This is a genomic window from Pseudomonas sp. C5pp (assembly GCF_000814065.1).
In the GTDB taxonomy this organism is placed as follows: domain Bacteria; phylum Pseudomonadota; class Gammaproteobacteria; order Pseudomonadales; family Pseudomonadaceae; genus Aquipseudomonas; species Aquipseudomonas asiatica.
The window spans coordinates 163,662-185,278 of sequence record NZ_JWLN01000005.1 but is presented as its reverse complement, the minus strand read 5'-3'; the positions used below and the strand labels follow the sequence as shown (position 1 = coordinate 185,278).

General features: G+C 61.6%; 15 protein-coding genes and 4 pseudogenes. 13 read left to right on the top strand and 6 right to left on the bottom strand.

Features of this window, described 5'->3' with window-relative positions; all coding sequences use genetic code 11:
• The first annotated feature begins 368 nt into the window (after positions 1-368).
• The 5 genes and pseudogenes from RR51_RS06180 to RR51_RS28935 all read left to right on the top strand — a co-directional run.
• On the top strand, positions 369-1,004 hold the full coding sequence (locus RR51_RS06180) for a hypothetical protein (protein WP_039612938.1): 636 nt from the start codon (positions 369-371) through the stop codon (positions 1,002-1,004).
• A 148-nt stretch (positions 1,005-1,152) separates the two neighbouring features.
• A pseudogene (locus tag RR51_RS28940) lies at positions 1,153-1,469 on the top strand (type II toxin-antitoxin system PrlF family antitoxin).
• A pseudogene (locus RR51_RS06170) lies at positions 1,469-1,930 on the top strand (type II toxin-antitoxin system YhaV family toxin). The pseudogenes RR51_RS28940 and RR51_RS06170 overlap by 1 nt, the downstream one beginning before the upstream one ends.
• Before the next feature lie 403 nt (positions 1,931-2,333).
• Positions 2,334-3,467 (top strand): aminotransferase class V-fold PLP-dependent enzyme, encoded by a 1,134-nt coding sequence (locus RR51_RS06165; protein ID WP_039612936.1) that lies wholly within the window; start codon positions 2,334-2,336, stop codon positions 3,465-3,467.
• Between the two features lie 15 nt (positions 3,468-3,482).
• Positions 3,483-3,657: pseudogene (locus RR51_RS28935) on the top strand (S-(hydroxymethyl)glutathione synthase); the annotation flags it as partial.
• A gap of 15 nt (positions 3,658-3,672) precedes the next feature.
• On the opposite strand, the pseudogene RR51_RS06160 reads toward RR51_RS28935, so the two are convergent.
• Positions 3,673-4,083: pseudogene (locus RR51_RS06160) on the bottom strand (radical SAM protein); the annotation flags it as partial.
• A gap of 36 nt (positions 4,084-4,119) precedes the next feature.
• On the opposite strand from RR51_RS06160, the gene RR51_RS06155 reads away from it, so the two are divergent.
• Positions 4,120-5,034: a LysR family transcriptional regulator gene (locus RR51_RS06155; protein WP_039612935.1), complete on the top strand. Its 915-nt coding sequence runs from the start codon at positions 4,120-4,122 to the stop codon at positions 5,032-5,034.
• Positions 5,035-5,325: 291 nt separating this feature from the next.
• Here RR51_RS06155 and RR51_RS06150 read toward each other — a convergent pair whose 3' ends face one another.
• Complete coding sequence (locus RR51_RS06150) at positions 5,326-5,775, bottom strand: GNAT family N-acetyltransferase (RefSeq protein ID WP_024086858.1); 450 nt, start codon at positions 5,773-5,775, stop codon at positions 5,326-5,328.
• 244 nt (positions 5,776-6,019) lie between these two features.
• Positions 6,020-6,634 carry a TetR/AcrR family transcriptional regulator gene (locus RR51_RS06145; RefSeq protein WP_039612934.1) on the bottom strand — a complete coding sequence of 205 codons (615 nt, stop codon included), beginning with the start codon at positions 6,632-6,634 and terminating at the stop codon, positions 6,020-6,022.
• A 109-nt stretch (positions 6,635-6,743) separates the two neighbouring features.
• Between RR51_RS06145 and RR51_RS06140 the strand changes: the two genes are divergently transcribed.
• The 7 genes from RR51_RS06140 to RR51_RS06110 all read left to right on the top strand — a co-directional run bounded on the left by RR51_RS06140 (position 6,744) and on the right by RR51_RS06110 (position 16,281).
• On the top strand, positions 6,744-8,537 hold the full coding sequence (locus RR51_RS06140) for an ABC transporter ATP-binding protein (protein WP_039612933.1): 1,794 nt from the start codon (positions 6,744-6,746) through the stop codon (positions 8,535-8,537).
• The gene (locus tag RR51_RS06135; protein WP_039612932.1) at positions 8,531-10,288 is read left to right on the top strand and encodes an ABC transporter ATP-binding protein; all 1,758 of its coding nucleotides are present in this window, start codon (positions 8,531-8,533) and stop codon (positions 10,286-10,288) included. Before RR51_RS06140 ends, RR51_RS06135 begins: the two co-directional genes overlap by 7 nt.
• A complete protein-coding gene (locus RR51_RS06130) occupies positions 10,288-11,229 on the top strand; it encodes an ABC transporter permease (protein ID WP_039612931.1) in 942 nt (313 codons plus the stop codon). Before RR51_RS06135 ends, RR51_RS06130 begins: the two co-directional genes overlap by 1 nt.
• Positions 11,226-12,167 carry an iron chelate uptake ABC transporter family permease subunit gene (locus RR51_RS06125; RefSeq protein ID WP_039612930.1) on the top strand — a complete coding sequence of 314 codons (942 nt, stop codon included), beginning with the start codon at positions 11,226-11,228 and terminating at the stop codon, positions 12,165-12,167. Before RR51_RS06130 ends, RR51_RS06125 begins: the two co-directional genes overlap by 4 nt.
• Positions 12,164-12,940, top strand: coding sequence for an iron ABC transporter ATP-binding protein (locus tag RR51_RS06120; RefSeq protein ID WP_039612929.1), 777 nt, complete (start codon positions 12,164-12,166; stop codon positions 12,938-12,940). The genes RR51_RS06125 and RR51_RS06120 overlap by 4 nt, the downstream gene beginning before the upstream one ends.
• Positions 12,937-13,926 (top strand): siderophore ABC transporter substrate-binding protein, encoded by a 990-nt coding sequence (locus tag RR51_RS06115; RefSeq protein WP_039612928.1) that lies wholly within the window; start codon positions 12,937-12,939, stop codon positions 13,924-13,926. The genes RR51_RS06120 and RR51_RS06115 overlap by 4 nt, the downstream gene beginning before the upstream one ends.
• A gap of 117 nt (positions 13,927-14,043) precedes the next feature.
• Positions 14,044-16,281 (top strand): TonB-dependent receptor, encoded by a 2,238-nt coding sequence (locus tag RR51_RS06110; protein WP_039612927.1) that lies wholly within the window; start codon positions 14,044-14,046, stop codon positions 16,279-16,281.
• Between the two features lie 937 nt (positions 16,282-17,218).
• Here the strand turns inward: RR51_RS06110 and RR51_RS06100 are convergent.
• The 3 genes from RR51_RS06100 to RR51_RS06090 form a co-directional block, all read right to left on the bottom strand.
• Entirely contained in the window at positions 17,219-18,766 is a 1,548-nt protein-coding gene (locus tag RR51_RS06100; protein ID WP_039612979.1) for a PepSY-associated TM helix domain-containing protein, read from the bottom strand.
• A complete protein-coding gene (locus RR51_RS06095) occupies positions 18,766-19,074 on the bottom strand; it encodes a hypothetical protein (protein WP_052261032.1) in 309 nt (102 codons plus the stop codon). Before RR51_RS06095 ends, RR51_RS06100 begins: the two co-directional genes overlap by 1 nt.
• A gap of 117 nt (positions 19,075-19,191) precedes the next feature.
• Positions 19,192-21,609 (bottom strand): TonB-dependent siderophore receptor, encoded by a 2,418-nt coding sequence (locus RR51_RS06090; RefSeq protein WP_039612924.1) that lies wholly within the window; start codon positions 21,607-21,609, stop codon positions 19,192-19,194.
• Positions 21,610-21,617 lie beyond the last annotated feature (8 nt).

The window sequence follows — 21,617 nt, the reverse complement described above, 5'->3', positions numbered from 1 at the left end:
CCTGCACCCTACCTCCAGATCCAATGAGGGATTATACCGAAAGCCATCAACTGCCATACTGGAGTCCGTGAGAAGTCGCCGGTTGCGAGGGCTCTCGTACCCTGTGTATCTGGGGGCAAAACTGAGGGCATTATTAGTTTTTATGGTCTTAAACCACCGTAGAGCCATGTAAAAATGTTTTGCGGCGCCCCTGAGAGTCTTTGGGCGTCGTCGGGCAGGCTGTTCAGTTGATCATTTCTGCCTTTCCACAAACCATGGAGCGCCATTCACTTCCAGTGGATTGCTACATTGGGGGCATATCTGAGGGCCGAAGAAAGTCTGATGAGCGCTACTTTTTCAACCATTTTTTTGCAAGAGAGCAATGCAGCATGGATGATTTTTTCAACTCTTTAACTGGCCTGATCAGTAGCGGCGTCACCATTGCCGGTTTGTCCGCATGGCTGGGCAATGTTTGGAGGGACCGGATCAATTCGAAAGAGAAGGCCCGCAACGAAATTTTTATAGAGCAGCTCAAAACCGAACACGCTCGTCAGACACAATGCCTTGAGCATGAATTACAAATCGAACGTCACGCGGTGCAACTGGGCCATGCCAAGCTGATCGAGAAAAGAGCTATGTTCATCGACGAATGCTACAAGCTGCTCGTCGATCTTCATGAAGCGATATACGACACTATCCGCCCGGATTATTTCGGAAGGAAACGACCGTCAATCCAACAGGCCTATGAATTTGCATTACCCAAATTCGATGCCTTTGTTGAAAGCTACGAAAAAAACAAAATCTATTTCTCAAGGAAGACCTCAGAAAAGATCTCCAGCTTTTATGTCGCAGCGGCAAAAACATTGGATCAGTCCAGAGTAGCCATGCGTTCAGGCGAGTCACTGGGACAAGGAGAAACGCCTAACTTGCAAAAACTGTTCGAGAAAGTGGAATACCAAATGCATGAGGCCAGAAAGGCTGTCGAGCAGGATTTCAGACAGCTCATGTACGTTCACGAAAACTGATGGGTCGTGTCCCGGGAGATGGTGTAACTACTCCTGCGGCGCTACCGAGCGTCCGCCCCGCCTATGCTTGATCAGCAGAAAACCAAGATTGACCATGTAAGGACTGTTCCTAACCATCCAATCAATACTTTCGGGAGCGCGCTCATGCCTGCCCATCCACGAAATCGCCACATTGACCTCGAAGGGGCAGGCCACACTGCCCAAATCCGTTCGCCAGCTTTTGGGTGTTGACACCGGTGTCAAAAAATTGCATTCGACGTACGCGCCGGGGACGTCGTGGTCAGCCGCGTAGAAGCCATCCATGAAGACCCCGCCATCGGTGCGTTCCTGAGTTTGCTGGAGGCGGATATCCGAAGCGGACGCAACGTCACCACACTCCCGGACGACCTGGCGCAAACCATGCTCGCTAATGCGGACCACCGGGTAAGTCTGGACGAAGATATCGACGGTGAGGTCGCGATCTGATGCTGCGACATGGCTGGACACTGTTGTTCCATGAAGGTGTGACTTTACAGCTACGCAAATTGCAAGAAGCCGCCGCCCGGGCTGAGCAGAACGACCCGCAAGGTTTTGAAAGCAACGCCAACGTGAAGCTGTTTCGGGCATTGAGTCATCTCATCATGGAGGCTGTGCCTACCGACCAGGGCCGTGATGAGTTTCGCCAAGGCAACAGGCTGGGCACCGCCTACCGACATTGACGGCGGGCCAAAATCGGCAGGCGCTTTCGCCTGTTCTTTCGCTACGACTCAAGGTCCAAGGTTATCGTCTATACATGGATCAACGACGAAAACACCCTACGGTCTGCAGGCAGCAAATCCGATCCCTACGCCGTATTCGAGAAGATATTGGGCCGCGGCTACCCTCCTGATGACTGGGATGCGCTGATTGCAGCTGCGCGTAGCGACTGGCGCGAGTCCAAGCCATAAGCTGCGCGCCTTAACGAGGGGGAACACCTACTAGTCCACCTCCTCGAGGCGTCCACTGTTGTCCACTCGCAACTGCTGCAAACAAGGGTACATCTGGGGGTACAAAATCATTTTTCTATTCATAACTTATTGATTTAAATGAATGGTCAAATTTTTTTTGGGGATCCGGACAGTCTCTGAGCACGATCCCCAACACCTCATCGCGCAAATGGCCCAGGCGCTATGGATCAAGGCTTTCACGCTTGGCCGGCAAGAACGCCATGCCCCCCGTGTGGGAGCGGCTTCAGCCGCGAAGCAGGCGCCGCGGTATTACATGGATTTCATCAGTGCCGGTCAATCTTGGCATTTGACAAGGCTAAGTACAGGGTCGATACCAATGACATCTCTGCCAAAGGAGTCACCCATGTCGAAGCTTTATCCCAGCATTGATCCTGAGGGGCTGGTCGAGTACTCGGTGGTGTACAGCGACCGCTCGCTCAATCACATGTCGCAGACGTTTCAAGGCGTGATGAAGAACATTTCCAGTACCCTGAAACAGGTCTATAACGCCCAGGCTGTTGCGGTAGTGCCCGGCAGCGGTACATTCGGCATGGAATCGGTAGCGCGCCAGTTTGCCACCGGTCAGCAATGCCTGGTGATACGCAACGGCTGGTTCAGTTATCGCTGGAGCCAGATCCTCGAGATGGGCAACATCCCGGCGGCCACCACGGTGCTGAAAGCCCGACCAGTCGACACTGGTCGCCAGGCTGCCTACGCTCCGCCCCCTCTGGACGAAGTGCTGGCGGCGATAAAGGCGCACAAGCCGCAGATTGTCTTCGCCCCCCACGTTGAAACCTCATCCGGGATTATCCTGCCCGACGATTACCTGCGGGCCGTCGGCGACGCTGTGCATGCGGTGGGCGGCCTGTTCGTGCTCGACTGCATCGCCTCAGGCACGATATGGGTTGATATGCAAAAATGCGCAGTCGACCTGCTGATCAGCGCTCCACAGAAAGGCTGGAGCGCCTCCCCTTGCTGCGCCCTGGTGATGCTCAGTGCTTTGGCCCTGGAGCGTATCGAGCAGACGCAAAGCAGCAGTTTCGCCTGCGACCTGAAAAAGTGGCTGCAGATCATGCAGGCCTACGAACAGGGCGGGCATGCCTACCATGCGACCATGCCCAGCGACTCTCTCGCGCGATTTAACAAAGTAATCAACGAGATGCGAGCCTACGGTTTCGACAAAGTCCGCGGCGAACAGCAGGCTCTGGGCGATCGGGTGCGCGCCATGTTGACCGGCAAAGGCATCAAGAGCGTGGCCGCAGCCGGCTTCCAGGCCCCGGGCGTAGTGGTGAGCTACACCGATGATGCCGATATCAAGAGCGGTAAGAAATTTGTCGAGCACGGCCTGCAGATAGCCGCCGGAGTGCCGTTGCAATGTGACGAGCCGGCCGACTTCCAGACCTTCCGCATCGGACTGTTCGGGCTCGAAAAACTGCACAATATCGAGCGCACGGTCAGCACCCTTGAGCAGGCACTGGACGAAGTGATGGTGAACTAAGGCCTCATCCTGGCATTTGCCGCTTTCGTGTCCTCGGTGATCGAAAGCGGCACGCCACCGGCACAGATGGCGGCAATTCGCGAGCGTCTGCGTGTACTTGGCCTGGAACCTTACGACTGCTTGTCGCCCCCCACTCATGGATGCACTCGCGGTTCACGCCGCCAAGCAAAAAGGCACTTACCGCGAATGATGGTGATCTGAACCCTTAAACTGCTTGCAGTTGCCGGTCAGCGTGGTAAGACGAGCGCACCAGCGGCCCGGAGGCCACGTTTCTGAACCCCATCGCCAAGGCCTGCTCGGCAAGCATGGCGAAGGTGTCAGGGTGCACGAAGCGCTGCACCGGCAGGTGGCTGCGGGACGGTTGCAAATACTGCCCCAGGGTCAGCATGTCAACCTGATGCTCACGCATGCGCTGCATCACCTCGACCACCTCGGCATCGGTCTCGCCCAGGCCGAGCATCAGGCCGGACTTTGTCGGTACCGCCGGCAGGCGTTGCTTGAAGCGCTCCAGCAGGTCCAACGACCACTCGAAGTCCGAGCCCGGCCGTGCCGCCCGGTACAGGCGCGGCACGGTTTCCAGGTTGTGGTTGAACACGTCTGGCGGCTCTTGCGCCGAAGTGGCGGGCGCCGCCATCGCGGCCGGGAGGCTACGGTGATCCAGCTGCACGATGTCGACCTTAAACTGCTCAGGGTATTCACCACGATCGTCAGGTGCGGCGGCTTTTCTGCGGCACAGGCCGCGCTCAATGCCGGCCAGTCGACCATAAGCGAACAGATGTCGCACCTGGAAACCCGCCTGGGGGTCAAGCTCTGCCAGCGCGGGCGCAGTGGCTTTCGCCTGACCGAGCAAGGGGTGGCCATCCATGAAGCGACCCTGCGCCTGCTCAGTGCCGTTGAGAGCTTCTGCATGGACGCCGACGTGCTCAAGCAGCACATCAGCGGCAAGCTCAACCTGGGCATCATCGACTCCACCCTGACCGACCCCGTCTCGCCCCTGCCGCGCACCACCCAGCGCTTTGTTTCGCGTGGGCACGATGCCCACCTGCACATCTGTATCGGTGCCCCGGCGGAACTCGAAGAGCGCGTGCTCGACGGCAGGCTGCACCTGGCCATCGGCCACTTCCCATTGCGGGTCGCGGGGTTGTCCTACCAGCCGCTGTATGACGAGGCCCTGGGACTCTACTGTGGCCGGCGCCACCCGCTGTTCGCCAGCAACGCGATCAACGGTCGGCTGATGGAGGACGTGCGCCAGAGCCGGATCGTGGTCCGCGGCTACATGCAGCAGTACGACCTGGAGCAGTTGGGCATCACCAAGGCCGATGCGACCGTGGAGAACATCGAGGCAGCGGCGATCCTGATCATTTCCGGCGCCTATATCGGCTTCTTGCCAGTGCACTTCGCCGAGCAATGGATCAAGACGGGCGACATGCGTCGCCTGGGTGCCAGCCTGCTGGACCTCTGCTCGCCGTTCGATGTGGTCACCCGCCGCGGCGTATCTCGCCCACCCATCCTGCAGGCGTTTCTCGAAGACCTCGATGCCTGCGCCTCCCAGCCCGGCTCCCCCTGATTCACCCCGCTACTCGAAACGGACGATCCCCATCCGCCAATACTGCGCTGCCGTCGTTGCCCCCCCTGCCCGCCGCCCCAACATCAATGACTGGAGAACCTATGAGGGTATGGGTAAACGTCAAGCGAGTGGTCGATTACAACGTCCGCGCCTGTGTCGCCGCTGACCGGCTACAGGTCGCAGGTAGCTGATCGCGACCGACCGCTTTCGACCCATTACGGCCCTTGGCGCAAGGCCCCTAACGGCCATTTGAAGTCATTAAGAACAGCAGCCTGGGTCGTAGACGGCGCTTCAAATGGTCAACCGCTTCTCCATCGGTTGGTAGATCAGCCCGGCAAGCTCGCCCACTTCCCCTGCCAACGCAAAACCGTAACGTTCATAAGCGGCCACTGAAGATAGCGACGCTCTAACTGTTACTACATTGGTCCTGGCCTGCTCCAGAGCCGCATTCATCAAGCGCCTCCCAACGCCGTGGCGCTGCCAGGCCGGCGCAACGAACAGCATCGCCACATGGCGCCCTTCCTTCAGCTCGATCAGCCCGACCAGGGTTCCCTCCGCGACACAAACCAGCATCAGGTTGTCACTTACCATTCGTTCGGCAAACGCCTTCTGAGCAACCACTTTTGCGAAGGTTTCCACGCCCTGGGCCGACAGCGATGGCGCAACCGCTAGCATGAACGCCTCCAAGCACAGGGCGTTGGCGCTTGGCAGGTCTTCCTGAGTCATCTTGCGTATCTGCATGGTCGTCGTCCGTGACTTGGGTAGGGGTATTTCTATACCAGAACATCCGACTTAGAGATATGCAACAACGCCTCTGCTAACAGACCATGCGCGAGAAGTAACGTTACAGACCGGCAGCTTCGGGTCGATAACAGTCAGCCATGACCAACCGTTATCGATCCAATGCACCCACTGCGAGAGCAATGGTTACCGTGGCAACCTAAACTAAGCCATCACCATCACCCTTGGTACTCGAGACGTACGTTCACCCGTTCGACGCTCCCCAAATTACCAATGCACCAATAATTAGCGCCTTCATACCTTCAAATAGTTCAACTTCCATCTCCGACTCTTCCACCACCCTATCAGCACCTAACAGTGGTTCGCGCCCAGTCACTGTGTACACCGTATCGGCCACCGCAAATGCGTGGAACGCCACTGTCGACAGCAATGAGCGGGACTGCTCCAGACTCAATTCATAGGCTTGGGCAATGTGTGCCTGATGCTCGGTGATCTTGCCAATCATCGCGTCAGTCGCCGCTAGTCGACGGATCACATACGGCGTCAGCCCCGGGTGCGCCTTGACGAAGGCCTGCACGGAAATGGCAAAGCGCATGAGGTAAGCCTGCAGGCCTTCGTCGCCTGCATCTTCCGCTCTCGGGATCTGCCAGCGCTGGAAGATCTCCTCGGCAACCAGGCACTTGAGTGCTTCGATGTTCGGCACGTGCTTGTACAGCGCCATGTGGCTTACGCCCAACGCAGCGGCCACACCAACGAAGGTTAGGTTGGGCAGACCGATGACGACGCTTACGTCAGCAATCCGTTCACGGGTGATGGTGCGAGGGCGACCGCGTCCGGGCGTGCGTTGTGGTGGTTGCATCGGTTACTCCAGGCTTTGTGAAGACAGTCTTGTAGCTGTCTTGTCGGGTTTTCGCAAATTAGTTTATAGTCATGCAACTAATTAACTTGCAGCTTTCCAGGCCCGCTTCATGTCTGACTCTTCAACGCCGCTTGACCATGCCACCCCTTCAACAAGCAAAGCCCGCAGCCCGCTCAGCCGTGTGCTCTCCCCCATTCGTGGGCGGTTGGCCGTGTCGGCAGTGCTGGCCGCTGCGGGTGCAATGCTGGCCTTGGTACCGCTGGCCGGTATTGCGCACATCGCACACCTGGCGTTGAGCGAACCAGCCACATCGGGCGCCATTGGCAGGACCATTGCAGCCAGCATCGCCAGCCTTTTCATCGGCATGGCCGTGATCACCGCGGCCGAAATGCTGGCGCACCAGGCCGACAATCGCATCACCCATCACCTGCGCGTTGCGATCGGCCAGCGCCTGATGCAAGTACCGCTCGGCTGGTTCAGCGAGCGGGCATCAAGCGAAGTGAAGCGGGCCATGCAGGACGACATCGGCACACTGCATAGCCTGACCGCGCACTTTTTCACCACGCTGGGCCGCGCCGTGGGCGCCGTGCTGATTTCCGTGGCCTACCTGTTCGCCATGGACTGGCGCCTTGCCGTGGTCGTGCTGCTGCCCTTTCCGGCGTTCTTCCTGTTTCTGCACCGGGCCATCAAGGCCAGCGCCGCGCATATGGGGGATGTGGTTGCGGGCATGGGGCGCATCGACAACGCGGTGGTCGAGTTCGTTAATGGCATGCCGCTGGTCAAAGCATTCGGCGGGCGCGGCAACGCGCAGGACCGCTACCGTGCAGCGGTCGAGGCCTTTGCCGACACCTTCACCGGTTTCACCCGCCCACTGGTTGCGGCGATGGCTCGGGCCAATGCCTTGATCGCCCCGGTGACGGTACTGAGCGTGGTGTTGCTGGCTGGCATGCTGTTCGTGACCTTCGGCTGGATTGAGCCGCTACAGATACTGCCCTTTGCCCTGGTCACACCTGGGTTGTGCGCGCCGCTGCAACTGTTGCACTACATCACCCACGACCTCAACAACGCGGTGGGGGCGGCCCAGCGTGTACAGGCCCTGCTGGACACCCCGGTGCTGTCGGCCCCGGCGGTTGGCAGCCTGCCCAACGGCAGCGAAGTACGCGTGGAGCATCTAAGTCATGCCTACGCCCCCGGCAACAACGTGCTCAATGACGTCAGCTTCACCTTGGCCCCCGGCACCACCACCGCCATCGTCGGCCCCTCTGGCGCCGGTAAGTCAACCCTGGCGCGCCTGCTGCTTCGCTTCTTCGACCCCGATGCCGGGCGCATCACCCTGGGCGGCGTCGACCTGAAGCAGATCGAAAGCCGCGAACTGTACCGACGCATAGGTTTTGTGCTGCAGGAGGTGCGCCTGATCCATGCAAGCGTGGTCGACAACATCGCCCTGGGCCGACCGACTGCAACCCGCGAACAAGTCGAAGCGGCTGCGCGCTTGGCCAACATTCACGCACGCATCCTGCAAATGCCCCGTGGTTATGACTCGGTGGTAGGCGAGGACGCGCAATTGTCCGGGGGTGAGCAACAACGCCTGAGCATAGCCCGCGCCGTGCTGCTCGACCCACCCGTGCTGATTCTGGACGAGGCTACTGCAGCCGCCGATGCCGAAAGCGAGGCAGCGATCCAGGATGCCCTGTCGCGTTTCGCCCGGGGTCGTACCTTGCTGGTCATCGCCCACCGGCTGGATACGGTGATGCATGCCGACCAGGTCCTGGTGCTGGACCAAGGCACCCTGTGTGAACAAGGGCGCCACACAGAATTGCTCACCCGCAACGGCCTCTATGCACGACTGTGGGCGCAGGGTGGTTATCAGGACACCGTGAAAAAGGCGCTGCCAGCATGCTGAAAACCTTCGTTCGACTGCTGGGCGAAAGCGCCCCGGCCTGGCGCCGTTATTTGCTGATGAGCGTGCTGTACGGGGTATTCAGTGGCCTGACCATCAGTGCGCTGGCGCCGATCATGCTGCACCTGCTGAACAGCGAAATACGCGCTGCCAGTGCCTGGCTGGCCGGGCTCGCTGCCGGCATGTTGCTGTGCTGGGCCTGGCGACGCCGGGTGGAACAGGCTGGCATAAGCTTGGCGGTAGCGGTGCTGCAAGGCGGCCGCCAGCGCATTGGCGCCCATGTGGCACAGCTGCCTCTGGGTTGGTTCACCCCCAACAACACTGCCCGGCTCGGGCATGTAATCACCCAGGGCACGATGGCCGTGGCGCAACTGCCAGCCCATGTGCTCACGCCCTTGATCAGTGGCAGCGTCACGGCGCTGGTACTGGTGGTAGCGCTTTTCATCCTGCACCCCCCGCTGGGCCTGATCGCCCTGCTGGCGCTGCCGGCTCTGGTTGCAGTGCTGCTGTTCAGCGCACGCCTGGGGCGCCGCGCCGATCAGGCCTTTCACCAGCACTTCGCCGCCGCCAGCCAGCGTATGGTCGAGTTTGCCCAGGCACAGTCAGTGCTGCGGGCTTTCAATGGGGCTGGCGGTGGCACGCGCTTGCTGGCGCAAAGCCTGGAGCAGCAGCGCAGCAGCGGCATGGGCCTGATCATTCGTGCTTCGCTGTCAGCACTGCTCAACAGCTGGGCCGTACAGGCAACGTTCGCGGCACTGCTGGTAGCCGCCGGCCCGTGGTTCGGCAACCTGGCGGGTGGCCAGGCGCAGGACGCAGTGGCGGTGATCGTGGCACTGGCGCTGGTCTGCCGCTTCATCGACCCCCTGCAGGACGTGACTAACCATGTCGAGATCCTGCGCGGGGCACATAGCCATTTGCAGGAAATCGAACGGATCCTGGCAGCCGAGCCATTATCAGAACCTGCATCGCCTCAGCGGCCAGCGGACGGCGCAATCGACTTGCAAGGGGTGAGCTTGCGCTACAGCCCGGCCGGCCCAGACGTGCTGCAGAACGTGAACCTGCACATCCCCGCAGGCAGCATGACAGCCATCATCGGCGCCTCGGGCTCAGGCAAGACGTCGCTGATGCGCCTGATTGCACGGTTCTTCGATACCACCGAAGGCAGTGTGCGGGTTGGCGGCGTCGACGTGCGGCAGATCGCCCACACCTGCCTGACCGACACAGTCAGCCAGGTGCTGCAGGATACCTGGCTGTTCCAGGGCTGCATCGCCGACAACATCCGTATTGGCAAACCCGATGCAAGCGACGCCGAGGTACTGCAAGCGGCGCACATGGCCGGCTTGGCGCACACCCTCGAACGGCTGCCTGGGGGCCTCGACAACCCCGTGGGCGAAGGCGGTGCGCGGCTTTCCGGTGGCGAGCGCCAGCGTGTCACCATTGCCCGTGCGCTGATCAGGCAAGCGCCAGTAATGCTGGTTGACGAGGCCACCGCCGCCCTCGATGCCGAGAACCAGGCTGTGATTGCCCAAACCCTGCACAGCCTGCGTGGGCATTGCACCTTGGTGGTCATCGCGCACCAGCTCAGCACCGTGGCCATGGCCGACCATATCGTGGTGCTGGACGCCGGGCGGGTTGTCGAGCAAGGCGCACCGGCAACACTGCGCGCCAATGGCGGACGCTATGCCCGCATGCTCGAACAGCGCCATGCCGCCAGCGGCTGGCGCATCGGGGCACCCATGGTGGAACACGAGTGATGCGTGTTGCATGGCTCATGCTGTCCCTGCTGTTGTGCGTGGCCTCACTGGCGGTCGGCGTTCGTGAGCTTGCCTGGGGTCAGTTGCTTACCCTGCAAGGCGACGCGTGGCTGACCTTGACCGCAAGCCGCCTGCCTCGCCTGGTTGCATTGATACTGGTGGGGGTCGGGCTAGCGGTATGCGGGGTGATCCTGCAACAGATCGTGCGCAACCGCTTCGTCGAGCCGGGCACCACCGGCGGGCTCGATGCCGCGCGCCTGGGCATCCTGCTGTCGCTTGGCCTGGCGCCCGCGGCCGGGGCACTGCTGCGCATGCTGTTCGCACTGGCCGTGTGCTTTGCCGCCAGCCTGCTGTTTGTCGCCATCATCCGCCGCATACGCGCCCGCAACGCAGCGCTGGTGCCAGTCATCGGCCTGATGTACGGCGGCGTGCTGAGTGCGCTGGCCGAGTTCTACGCCTACCGTTTCAACCTGCTGCAAAGCATGCAGGGCTGGTTGCTGGGTGATTTTTCCAAGGTGGTGCAGGGCCGCTACGAAATCCTCTACCTGATCGTACCGATTGTGCTGCTCACCTACCTGTACGCACAGCGCTTCACCGTGCTGGGCATGGGCGAAGGCATGGCCACCAGCCTGGGCTTGAACTACACCGCCAATGTGACGTTGGGCCTACTGCTGGTGGCAGTGACGGTGTCGGCCAGTGTGATCATCGTCGGCGCCATCCCTTTCGTCGGCCTGGTGGTGCCCAACCTGGTCGCCCTGCGCCATGGCGACAACCTGCGCCGCACATTGCCACTGGTGGCACTGGGCGGTGCGGCCTTACTGCTGGTCTGCGACCTGCTCGGGCGGCTGCTGATCTACCCGTTCGAAGTACCCATCGGCCTGACTGCAGGCGGCCTGGGCGGGTTGATGTTCCTAGGGCTGATCATCTGGAGGCAGCGATGAAAGGCCGACACTGGGTGTGGCTGGCCGTTGTTGTCTTGGCCACGCTGTTCGTATTCGTCAACGCCGGGGCGGACTTCGCCTACCTCATCCCCAAGCGCCTTGTGCGTCTGGCGGCCATGGTGATCGGCGGCGTCTGCGTAGCCTGCTCAGCCATCGCCTTCCAGACCCTTTCCGGCAACCGCATCCTCACACCGGCGATAATGGGCTACGAGGCCGTGTACCTGCTGCTGCAGGCGCTGCTGGTGCTGGGCATGGGCGTGCAGGGGCTGACCGTGCTCGGCAGTGACGGTAACTTCCTGCTCTCGGTGCTGCTGATGCTCGGCTACTCCTGGGCTCTGCACCGCTGGCTGTTTCGCGATGGCAAAAGCAACGTGCACTTCCTGCTGCTGGTCGGCCTGGTGCTGACCATGGTCATGGCCACGTTCACCCAGTTCGTCCAGCTGAAAGTCAGCCCCGGCGAGTTTTCGATGCTGCTGGGCTACACCCAGGCTTCGTTCAACCGGGCATCGCCGCAGTTGCTGTTGTATTCGGGGGTGCTGGTGGCGGGCTTGTGCGTGCTAATGGCCCGGGCCGTACCGGTGCTGGACGTGCTCGCACTCGGGCGTGACCAAGCCATCTCGCTGGGTGTGGACTACCGACGAAACGTGAGCCTGTTGCTGGCGCTGATTGCAGCGCTGGTCACGGTGTCGACCAGCCTGCTGGGGCCCACAGCGTTCATGGGCGTATTCGTCGCCAATATCACCTATGCCATGGCCGGCACCTTCCGCCACCGCGCCACCCTGGCCCTCGGTAGCGCCGTGGCCGTCGCGGTGTTCATTGCCGCCCAATTGCTGGTCGAGCATGTCTTCAACTACAGGACCACCGTCGGCATCCTAGTGAACCTGGTGTGTGGCACCTATTTCCTCGCCCTGATGGTGCGCAACCGGGGAGCTGCATGATTACTGTCCACGACCTGCACAAAACCTACGGCAGCAAGGCGGTGCTGAGCGGTGTAAGCGCCAGCTTCCCGCGCGGGCAGCTGACCTCGCTGATCGGCCCCAATGGCGCCGGCAAGACCACCTTGCTGATGCTGCTGGCCCGGCTACTGGCGCCCGACAGCGGTGATATACGCCTGGACGGCCAAAGCATCGGCAACATTGCCATTGGCGACTATGCCCGACGCATCGCCACCCTGCGCCAGTCGACCGACTTCAACCTGCGCCTGACCGTCAACGAGCTGGTCGAGTTCGGCCGCTTCCCTTACAGCCACGGTGCACTCACCACTGAAGACCACCGGGCCGTCGACCAGGCCATTGCATTCTTGTCCCTGGAGCCGCTGCGCCAGGCTTACCTCGATGAACTCAGTGGCGGCCAGCGGCAAATGGCGTTTCTGGCCATGACCATCGCCCAGCAGACCGACTACCTGCTGCTCGACGAGCCGCTGAACAACCTCGACATGCGCCACGCTGTGCAGATCATGCGCGCCCTGCGCCGGCTATGTGACGAGTTCGGCCGCACGGTGATCCTGGTGGTGCACGACATCAACTTCGCAGCTGCCTACTCCGACTGCATCGTCGCCATGCAGGGCGGCCGGGTGCATTGCAGCGGCAGCGTCGAGCAGGTGGTCACCGAGCAACAGCTGCATGCGCTGTACGGGATGGATTTCGAAATCACCCACGGCGCGGGCGGTCGCCTGTGCAATTACTTCAACCCACCCGGAGAACAGCAATGAACCGCAACCACGCCACCAGCCGCTGGCCATTGGCGCTTCTGCTAGGTGCCACCCTCGCCCTGCACGGCTGCAACGAGCCCACGGCAACCACGGCGGCAACCGTTAAAACAGCGCAGCATGGCGACTACACGCCGGTTACCGTGCAGCACAAGCTGGGCACTACCGTGATCAGTCAATTGCCACAGCGCGTAGTAGCGCTGGACATGAACGAAGTGGACTTCCTTGACCAACTGGGCGTACCCGTGGCGGGCATGCCCAAGGACTTCGTGCCGGACTTTCTTGCACGCTACAAGGATGCCGGGCAAACGGCAGATGTCGGTTCGATCGTGCAGCCCAACCTGGAGCGGGTGCATGCGGCGCGGCCTGACCTGATCCTGATCACCTCGCTGCAGGCCAGCCACTATGGCGAACTGAGCGAAATGGCGCCGACCCTGCACTTCGATGTGGACTACCGCGACAGCAAAACCGGGCATGTCGCCATGGTCAGGCAGCACCTGGTCAGCCTTGGCCAAGTGTTCGGCAAGCACGACCTCGCCCAGCGCAAGGTTGACGCTTTGGAGGCCAGGCTGGCCCAGGCGCGCAGCGTCACCCGCGACCGCCCGGAGCGGGCGCTGGTGGTGCTGCACAACAACGGCGCCTTCAGTGCCTTCGGCGTGCAATCGCGTTACGGCTTCGTCTTCAACGACCTGGGGGTCAAGCCGGCCACTACCACGCTGGATACCGGCCTGCATGGCCAGCCGATTTCCAGCGAGTTTATCCAGCAGGCCAACCCCGACATCCTCTATGTAGTGGACCGCACCGCCGTGATGGAGCACCGCCCGATGATGACGGCAGACAGCTTGGACAACCCCCTGCTGCGCCAGACCAACGCCTGGAAACACGGCCGCGTGGTGTTCGTAGACCCACAGGCCTGGTACGTCACGGCCGCCAGCCCAACCTCACTGGCCTTGATCGCGGACGACGTGATCAAGGGCTATCAGGACTAGGCACTGCCAATTTTCAAATACCTGTCACTGCGTTAGCGCGTGATTCTCATTTGCCTTACGTCTTAGCTTTTCAACACCAAAAACACAACCAGCCATCCGTCCCTCTGGAGCCATCGCGTGTCCATCCGTCCCTTGCACACACTCTCGTCCCCTGCCCTGGCATTGCCTGCGCTGCCGCGCACCCCACTGGCACATGCCGTATTCATTGGCCTGGCCCTTGGGAGCTGCACACTGGCACCAATCGCCGCAAACGCCGAGGTAGCTGCCCCCCGCCCCCAAGAGGCCGCTGAAGAAAAACCCGCCGCACCGGAATTGCCCGCTACCCTGATCGACGCCAGCACTGCCGATTCACTGCCACCGGTGTATGCCGGCGGCCAAGTGGCCACGGGCGGACGCGTGGGCCTGCTGGGCAACAAAGACTTCATGGAAACGCCGTTCAGCACCGTCAGCTACACCGACACCTACATCCAGGACCTGCAGGCCCGGGACATCACCGACGTCATCGCTGCCACCGACCCGTCGGTGTTCAGCAACGGCCTGACCGGCACCTACAGCGAGAACTACTCGATCCGCGGCTTCCAGACCAGCGTCAGCGATATGACTGTCGATGGCCTGTTCGGCATGGCACCCTACTACCGCGCCTCACCCGAGATGTACGAGCGTATCGAAGTACTCAAAGGCCCGTCGGCGCTGCTCAACGGGATGCCGCCCGGTGGTTCGGTGGGCGGTGTCGTCAACCTGATTCCCAAGCGCGCTGGTGACACGCCGCTGACCCGGCTGACCGCCACCTACGCTTCCGACGCCCAGCTTGGCGGCCATGTGGACGTTGGCCGGCGCTTCGGCGAGGGCAACCAGTTCGGCGTGCGTTTCAACGGCATGTACCGCGACGGCGACACGGCCATCGACGATCAACGCCAGCGCAACGTACTGTCTTCGCTGGCCCTGGACTGGCGTGGCGAACGTGGCAAGCTGTCGCTCGACCTGTTCGATACCGACGACCACATCAGCGGCCAGAACCGCGGCATGGGCCTGGCCGATGGCGTGCCAGTACCCAAACCGCCCAAAAATCACACTTTGCTCAACCCCGACTGGGCCTACGTGGAAACCAAGGACAAGGGCGTCATCCTGCGCGGTGAGTACGAGCTGAACGACCAGCTGCTGGCCTATGGCGCGGTCGGCACCAGCAAGACCGACTATCGCTACAGCGGCGCACTTACAGCCACGGTGAACAACAGCACCGGCGACTTCACCACCGCGATGGGCCAGTTGCAGATGGAGATTCACAAGACCTCTGCCGAGGTCGGGCTGCGTGGCAATTTCGACACCTTCGGCATCGGCCACCAATGGTCGATAAACGCCACCCAGTACAGTGATACGCAAAAAGACTTCGGCCGCCGCGCCGCCGGCTCGAACTGGACGACCAACATCTACAACCCGGTCTGGGGGCCGAAGGTATCGGAGGCCTGGCCACTGATTGCCCACACCGAAAACGACCTGAAAAGCTATGGCATTGCCGACACCCTGTCGGTGCTGGATGACCGTGTGCAACTGACCCTCGGCGTACGTCGCCAGGAAGTGGTTACTGACACATACAACACCACTAACGGCACACGTAACAAACCCGGCTATGACACACACGCCACCACGCCCGCTGGGGCCATTCTGTTCAAGCTGACCGATGAGCTGTCGCTGTATACCAACTACATCGAAGGCCTGAGCAAAGGCGCGGCCGCACCGATCACCGCGGCCAACTATGGCGACGTGTTCGCACCCTACAAGTCACAACAGAAGGAAATCGGCCTCAAGCTCGACCTGGGCACGTTCAGCCACACCTTGGCGTTTTACGAAATCAAGCGCCCTGGCAGCTACACAGACCCAGTTACAAACATCTTTTCGTTCGGTGGCGAGCAGCGTAACCGTGGGGTGGAATGGACCTTCTTCGGTGCCCCTCTGCCCGACGTGCGCCTGATGGGTGGTGTGGCCCATGTCGACCCCAAGCTGACCAAAACCGCAGGCGGTGCCAACGATGGCAAGACCGCCACTGCCTACCCCAAGCTGCAGGGCAAGCTGGGGGTGGAATGGGACATCCCCGGCCTGGATGGGCTGACCCTGACCGGCAACGTGACCTCGCAGTCAAAGCAATACATCAATGCCGAGAACAGCCTGTCGATTCCGGGTTACACGATCTTCGACGTTGGCGCCCGCTACATGACCCAGGTCGCCAGCAAGCCGGTGACCTTGCGTGCGAACATCGCCAACCTGGGGGACAAGGATTACTGGGGTGTGCCATTGACCCAGACGCTGGGGTTGGGGGCGCCGCGAACCTATCAGCTGTCAGCGACAGTTGACTTCTAACCGCAACGTTCCCGGGCAGAGGTCGGTCCGGCAAGCACGGCTCCCACTAACTGAGGGCTGGTGATACTCCTCTGGGAACCGGATTGCCGGCGATAAGGCCGTACTGGCTACAGCGCTTTGGATGGCTGTCTGCCAAGGGTCCGCCAGCGACGTTCACACTTCGACCGTCACTGGCGGTTCTCAGGCCTCTGTCTGCTCCGCAATCTTCAATGCATCGAAGGCGGCGCCGCTCTATTTAATGACAGCAAAGGGTCGATAGCTGACGGTTACGACTGGCAGCTATCGACCCTTAGTGGACGCTCCGGTACTCAGCTGAGGTTAGTGTTTATTCGAGAAGGCCCCGCGATGTGCAACCTGTTTTCCATATGAAAGCCAGCGGCGATTCACATGTGCTGGTTGAATGACGCGAGCAAGTCCACGAACCTTGATCCCTCGCAGAGGGAGGGCACGGTTCCGGCGTTTAAATTTTGGGGAAGTCGCTACAGGACTAGTTGGCGCTGGGGTCGCCTGCCTCCTGGTAAGGCAGCAGGCTGATCTGCCGGCTTCGAGTAATCAACCTTTGTGATCAGGTGCTGAGCAAACAGGTTCCTGGCCAACTGCTCTCTGGGATCGATGCCGAACTCGGAAATCAGCTCAGCGACAAAAGCACTGGCCCAGCCGGCGCAACCAGGCCTTACGCCAGCACAACATTAGGCTCACGCCGAGGCCGCAGGGCACCTGGGCCAGTACCCAGAACAACGTCCCCGTTGCTAACCCCAAACCGGCACAACCCACCAGCCATGCCAAACTCGATACCAGCGCTGCTGAAAGGCGCAGACCGCATATACCGGGGAACGCTCGCGGCTGCATCACCCGCTGCCAATGGCCGACCTGGCTCAGAGCCAGCAACGCCAAGCCCAGGGTCTGCAGGCCCAACACCATTCCGCTCGTAAGCCACTCAGGCATCCTTGACCTCCGCCAATCGGTTCCCAATCGCAGCGCGCTGTCGCAAACGCCAGCCCAGGCTGCCGGCAAGCAAGGCGCTGACTAGCAGTGCCAGATCGACACCCGCTACCGCCCACAAACCTTGGCTGAGCGCCCGCCACGGATGATCGCCCGTGCTCCAGGCGTTCGACAGCACGGCCAGCAACGCCAGGGTGCTGATCGCCAAGCACTGCGCTGCCCAGGGCGCGCGGGCCTGCGCGCAACGGCCAATCATCCACAGCGCGTGCAGCCCGGCCAGCAGCCAGGCGGCAAAGAAAACCCGCACTTCCCAGTCAGCACGCCCGCTCAAGGTCAACGGCAAGCAGCGGTTCGCCACCAGCATGGCCAACGTGGCAAGGGGCATGCCAGTGATCAGCGCACTACATAGCAAGGTAATCGCCATTGCGCCCCTGTCCGCGGCAGGCTGCTGCAGGCGGCGCTTGGCTAGCCAGTACAGCAGGCCGCTGGCCAGCATCACGCAACCACTGAGGCCTGCGAAAAAGTACAGGACGCGCAAGCCGGGCTGATGGAAATGCGCCACGTGCAGCCCGGCCAGCACATCCAGAACCGCAGCAGCGGGAAGCAGCCGCGAGGCATGCAGCAGTCGCCCGCTGGCGCCATCGAAGTATAAGGTCTGGCCGTCCAGGCTCAGGCGGTCGGCCAGGCTGCGACTGATTTCAACGTAGGCATTGGCGTCTCCCGGATGCCACACCCTGACGAACGCTGGTGCACCGCCGCCCCAGTGTTGGCGGGCCTCGGCCAGCATACCGTCGATGGAAGCCAATGGCCCCGGCATGCCCGCCGCTGGCCGGTTGAAGGCGGCGTTGGCCTGCACCGCGAACTGCTCGGGCTGGCCTGGATACAGCGCATCAATGGCAGCTGGCAGGTACAGCGGGAACAGGATCAGCAGGCCGCTCAGCAGAATCAGCACGTGAAACGGCAAGGCGAAGACACCGGTCAGATTGTGCAGGTCGAGCAGGCGCCGCGGTGCCTTGTCGGCACGCAGGGTAAACAGATCCTGGAACAACCGTGCGTGGATGCACACCCCTGCGATCAGGGCGATCAGCCCGACCGCCGCGGCCAGGCCCAGCAGCCGGGTACCCAGGTTCCAGGCATTGATGTTCAGGGTGTAATGAAGGCGATAGAAAAATTCGCCGCCACGGCTACCTGCAGCAAGCATCACACCGTCGTTGCCAGGCAGCAGGAATCGGCTAAAGCCTTCGCGCTCGACACTCCAAGCCTGAAAACGCAGCAGTGGTCGGCGTGCATCGGGTAACTGCACATACCACTGCAGCAGCGCCTTGCCCTCGCTCAGTCCGGCCACCCTTGGCAACACCTGCTGGTCCAGCGACAGCGGCGCGGCGGCTGGTGCCACACGCAGCGCCGGCAGCATCCAACTGTCCAGCTCACGGTCGTACACCGCAAGGCTGCCCATGAAAAACGCGATCAGCAACAACGTGGAAATACCCAGGCCCAGCACCCGGTGCGCCCACAGCATGGCCTGGCGGACACTGTCGAACATCATCCCGCCCCCACCAACGCATGCAGCAGGGCCAGTAGCGCCAGCGAAACGCAGGCCAGCCAAAGAGCGTTGCGCACGGCCCGACGAGCGCACAGCAACCAGAGCGCCAGTGGCGGGTAGAGCATGAAGGCGCCAATCGAACTGCTAAGCACAGCCTCACTTGGCGCTTGCCCAAGCCATTTTAGGGCCAACGCGGCCATGGCGCTGAATGGCCAGATGAACAGGTAGCTCAGCAGCAGAGCCAGCAGCAGCCACAACGTTCGCTGTCGGTCCCGGGCACTTTTCTTGTACAACGCCGGTCGTTTCACCCTGTTTTCCTCGTTCCTTCACGGCGGTTCGACACGTTCGCCCCGCAGGTGCCCTGTGAATCAGCGGGAAACCTGTGGGGCGGGCTTGGATGGCGAATTAAGCCGGGTGGCTGCGGGTCAGAACTTGGCGCGCAAGGTCAAGGATACCGCGCGGGGGTCACCGAAGATGTTCCCGTCCTGGAAGGTGTTGATGCGCTGGTAGTACTTCTTATTGGTCAGGTTGGTGCCGAGCAGGTCGGCCGACAGGTGCTCGTTGATCTGGTAGCCGACACCCGCGTCGTACAGCGCGTAGCCACTCTGCTGTAGTTTGGTGCCGTCCATGTCGATGCCAGGCACGTACAACTTGTTGTAGGTTTCGCTGACAACGCTCACGCCGCCCTGCACGCTCCACTTTTCAAGCTCGCCAGACAATTTGTACAGGGTCCAGACCCGCAGCATGTTTTTCGGCAGGTATGTCTGCAGCTGCTCGTTGGGGCTGTCGTAGCGTTTGTAGGTGTGGGTGAAGTTGGCGGTGAGGAACCAGTCAGGCGTCATCTGCCCGCTCACTTCCATCTCGTAGCCACGGGTGCGCGCCTTGCCACCGGCTACCACGGCCCGCGAGTTCGGGTCGTTCATGTCGGGGATGGCGCGGTTCTCTTCCTCGATCTGGAAGGCTGCCAGCGAGGCGTTCACCGCGCCGTCGAGGAACTCCCCCTTGATGCCGAGTTCATGCTGCTTGCCTTCGATCGGATCGATGATGCTGTTGTTGATGTCCAGGTTGCTGACTGGCTGCGGGTTGAACACCTCAGCGTAGTTGGCGTACAGCGAGTAGGTATCGTTCAGCTCGTAGATCAATCCGTAGAACGGAGTGAACTTCTGCGACTCGCTCTGGCTGGCCTTTTCCGACGGCGAGCCGGCTTCAGGCTGGTGCTGACTGCGGTGCATGTTGAGCCAGGTAACACGGCCACCCAGTACCAAGGTCACAGGGTCGGCCAGGCTGATGCGCATGTTGCCGTAGACCGCCTTGGCGCGGGTGTTGGCAACGTTGGTCGGCAGGCGGTCGTCATCGGGGAACGCCGGGTAGCCGAAGTTCGACTGTGGGGCGTAGAGGTCCACATCACCGAGGAAGCTGGAGAAGTAGCCGCCGTTGGAGGAAAACTCCGAACGCGAATAATTGGTCCCCACCAACAATTTGTGTTCACGGCCGAACAGGCTGAACGGACCGTCGGCGTACAGGTCGACTTCGTCCTGTTTCTCACGGTAGTCGAACATGATCGAGTTCATCGACACCAGGTTGTCAGCCGGGTCGATGCCGCCGCCATTACGGGCGTAGGCCTGGGTCAGGTCGTAGTTGTTGTCGGCATGGCGCACCGCCAGTTTGGTCTTCCAGCCGCCACCGAGCTGATGCTCAAGCTCGGTGAACACCGAAGTGCTCCAGAAGTAGTCGCGGTTCCAGTTGGCGCCGTAGAAGTTCTTGCGCGAGACGTCTGGCAGCGACATCGCCGCTTCGCCGGCAGCATTGGTGTAGCGGAACGCCGGCAGTGAGCGCTGAGCGCCGCGGATGTCTGTGTTCTGGTTGCTGGCACCGATGGTCCAGACGGTCTCCGGGGTCAGGTCGATGTCGACGATGCCGTAGGCCTGGTTCGACTCACGCTTGCCGCTGCCATCGTAGGGGAAGGCCTGGTTGTGCTGGCTGAGCACCAGGCGGCCACGGATGTTGCCGGCCTCGGTCAGCGGGCCGGTGACGTCGACCATGCCACGGTAGTTGTCCCAGGAGCCGACGCTCACTTCGGCCGATACCGCCGCGTCGGCCAGCGGGCGCTTGCGTATCAGGTTGATGCTGCCGCCCGCACCGCCGGCGCCGGTCAGGCTGCCGGACGGCCCCTTGAGCACCTCGACACGGTCGTACATGGTCAGGTCCGGCGACAGGAAGATCCGGTTGTCCATGGTAGTCGGTGTACCGTCCAACTGAAGCGAGGTGATCTCGAAACCACGCGAGAAGAAGCTCAGGCGGCTGGCATCGATCCGTTGCACGGTCACGCCGCCGACCTCACCCAGTGCATCCTCGAGGGTATAGAGGTTCTGCTTCTGGATGCGTTCCTGGCCGATGACATTGATGGTCTGCGGCACCTCTCGCAAGTGCAGCGGCACCTTGGTGCCTACCGAGAAAGTTGGCGCGCTGGTCTGCATGCCGACGATCGACATCGCTGGCAGCTCCAACTGCGCCCCGTCCTGCGCGACGGGCAACAGGTTCCAGCTCCCACTCGGAGTGACCTCCAGGCGCAGCCCGCTCCCCAGCAGCGCCTGTTCCATCGCCTGTTGCGTGGTCATCTGGCCCCGTACCGGCTGTGCAGTCTTGCCCTCAATAACCGCGGGCGATATCGAGAGCACGTTGCCGCTTTCGCGGGCGATGCGGGTCAGGGTGCTGCCCAATGGCGCGGCGGGCAGGTCGAATACATGACTGACCTGTTCGTTTTGGGCGACGGCTTGCCAGGACAGGCCTGCCAGCGCGATGGCGGCAGCCAGGGCATGGGGGCGGAGCGAAGGATGGGGCATGAGGTGTC

Excerpts from the sequence above, each read along its gene's own strand:
- RR51_RS06150 (WP_024086858.1), bottom strand. The coding sequence starts at position 5,775 with ATGCAGATACGCAAGATGACTCAGGAAGACCTGCCAAGCGCCAACGCC.
- RR51_RS06125 (WP_039612930.1), top strand. The coding sequence starts at position 11,226 with ATGAAAGGCCGACACTGGGTGTGGCTGGCCGTTGTTGTCTTGGCCACG.
- RR51_RS06100 (WP_039612979.1), bottom strand. The coding sequence starts at position 18,766 with ATGTTCGACAGTGTCCGCCAGGCCATGCTGTGGGCGCACCGGGTGCTG.
- RR51_RS06180 (WP_039612938.1), top strand. The coding sequence starts at position 369 with ATGGATGATTTTTTCAACTCTTTAACTGGCCTGATCAGTAGCGGCGTC.
- RR51_RS06120 (WP_039612929.1), top strand. The coding sequence starts at position 12,164 with ATGATTACTGTCCACGACCTGCACAAAACCTACGGCAGCAAGGCGGTG.
- RR51_RS06145 (WP_039612934.1), bottom strand. The coding sequence starts at position 6,634 with ATGCAACCACCACAACGCACGCCCGGACGCGGTCGCCCTCGCACCATC.
- RR51_RS06115 (WP_039612928.1), top strand. The coding sequence starts at position 12,937 with ATGAACCGCAACCACGCCACCAGCCGCTGGCCATTGGCGCTTCTGCTA.
- RR51_RS06135 (WP_039612932.1), top strand. The coding sequence starts at position 8,531 with ATGCTGAAAACCTTCGTTCGACTGCTGGGCGAAAGCGCCCCGGCCTGG.
- RR51_RS06130 (WP_039612931.1), top strand. The coding sequence starts at position 10,288 with ATGCGTGTTGCATGGCTCATGCTGTCCCTGCTGTTGTGCGTGGCCTCA.
- RR51_RS06090 (WP_039612924.1), bottom strand. The coding sequence starts at position 21,609 with ATGCCCCATCCTTCGCTCCGCCCCCATGCCCTGGCTGCCGCCATCGCG.
- RR51_RS06140 (WP_039612933.1), top strand. The coding sequence starts at position 6,744 with ATGTCTGACTCTTCAACGCCGCTTGACCATGCCACCCCTTCAACAAGC.
- RR51_RS06165 (WP_039612936.1), top strand. The coding sequence starts at position 2,334 with ATGTCGAAGCTTTATCCCAGCATTGATCCTGAGGGGCTGGTCGAGTAC.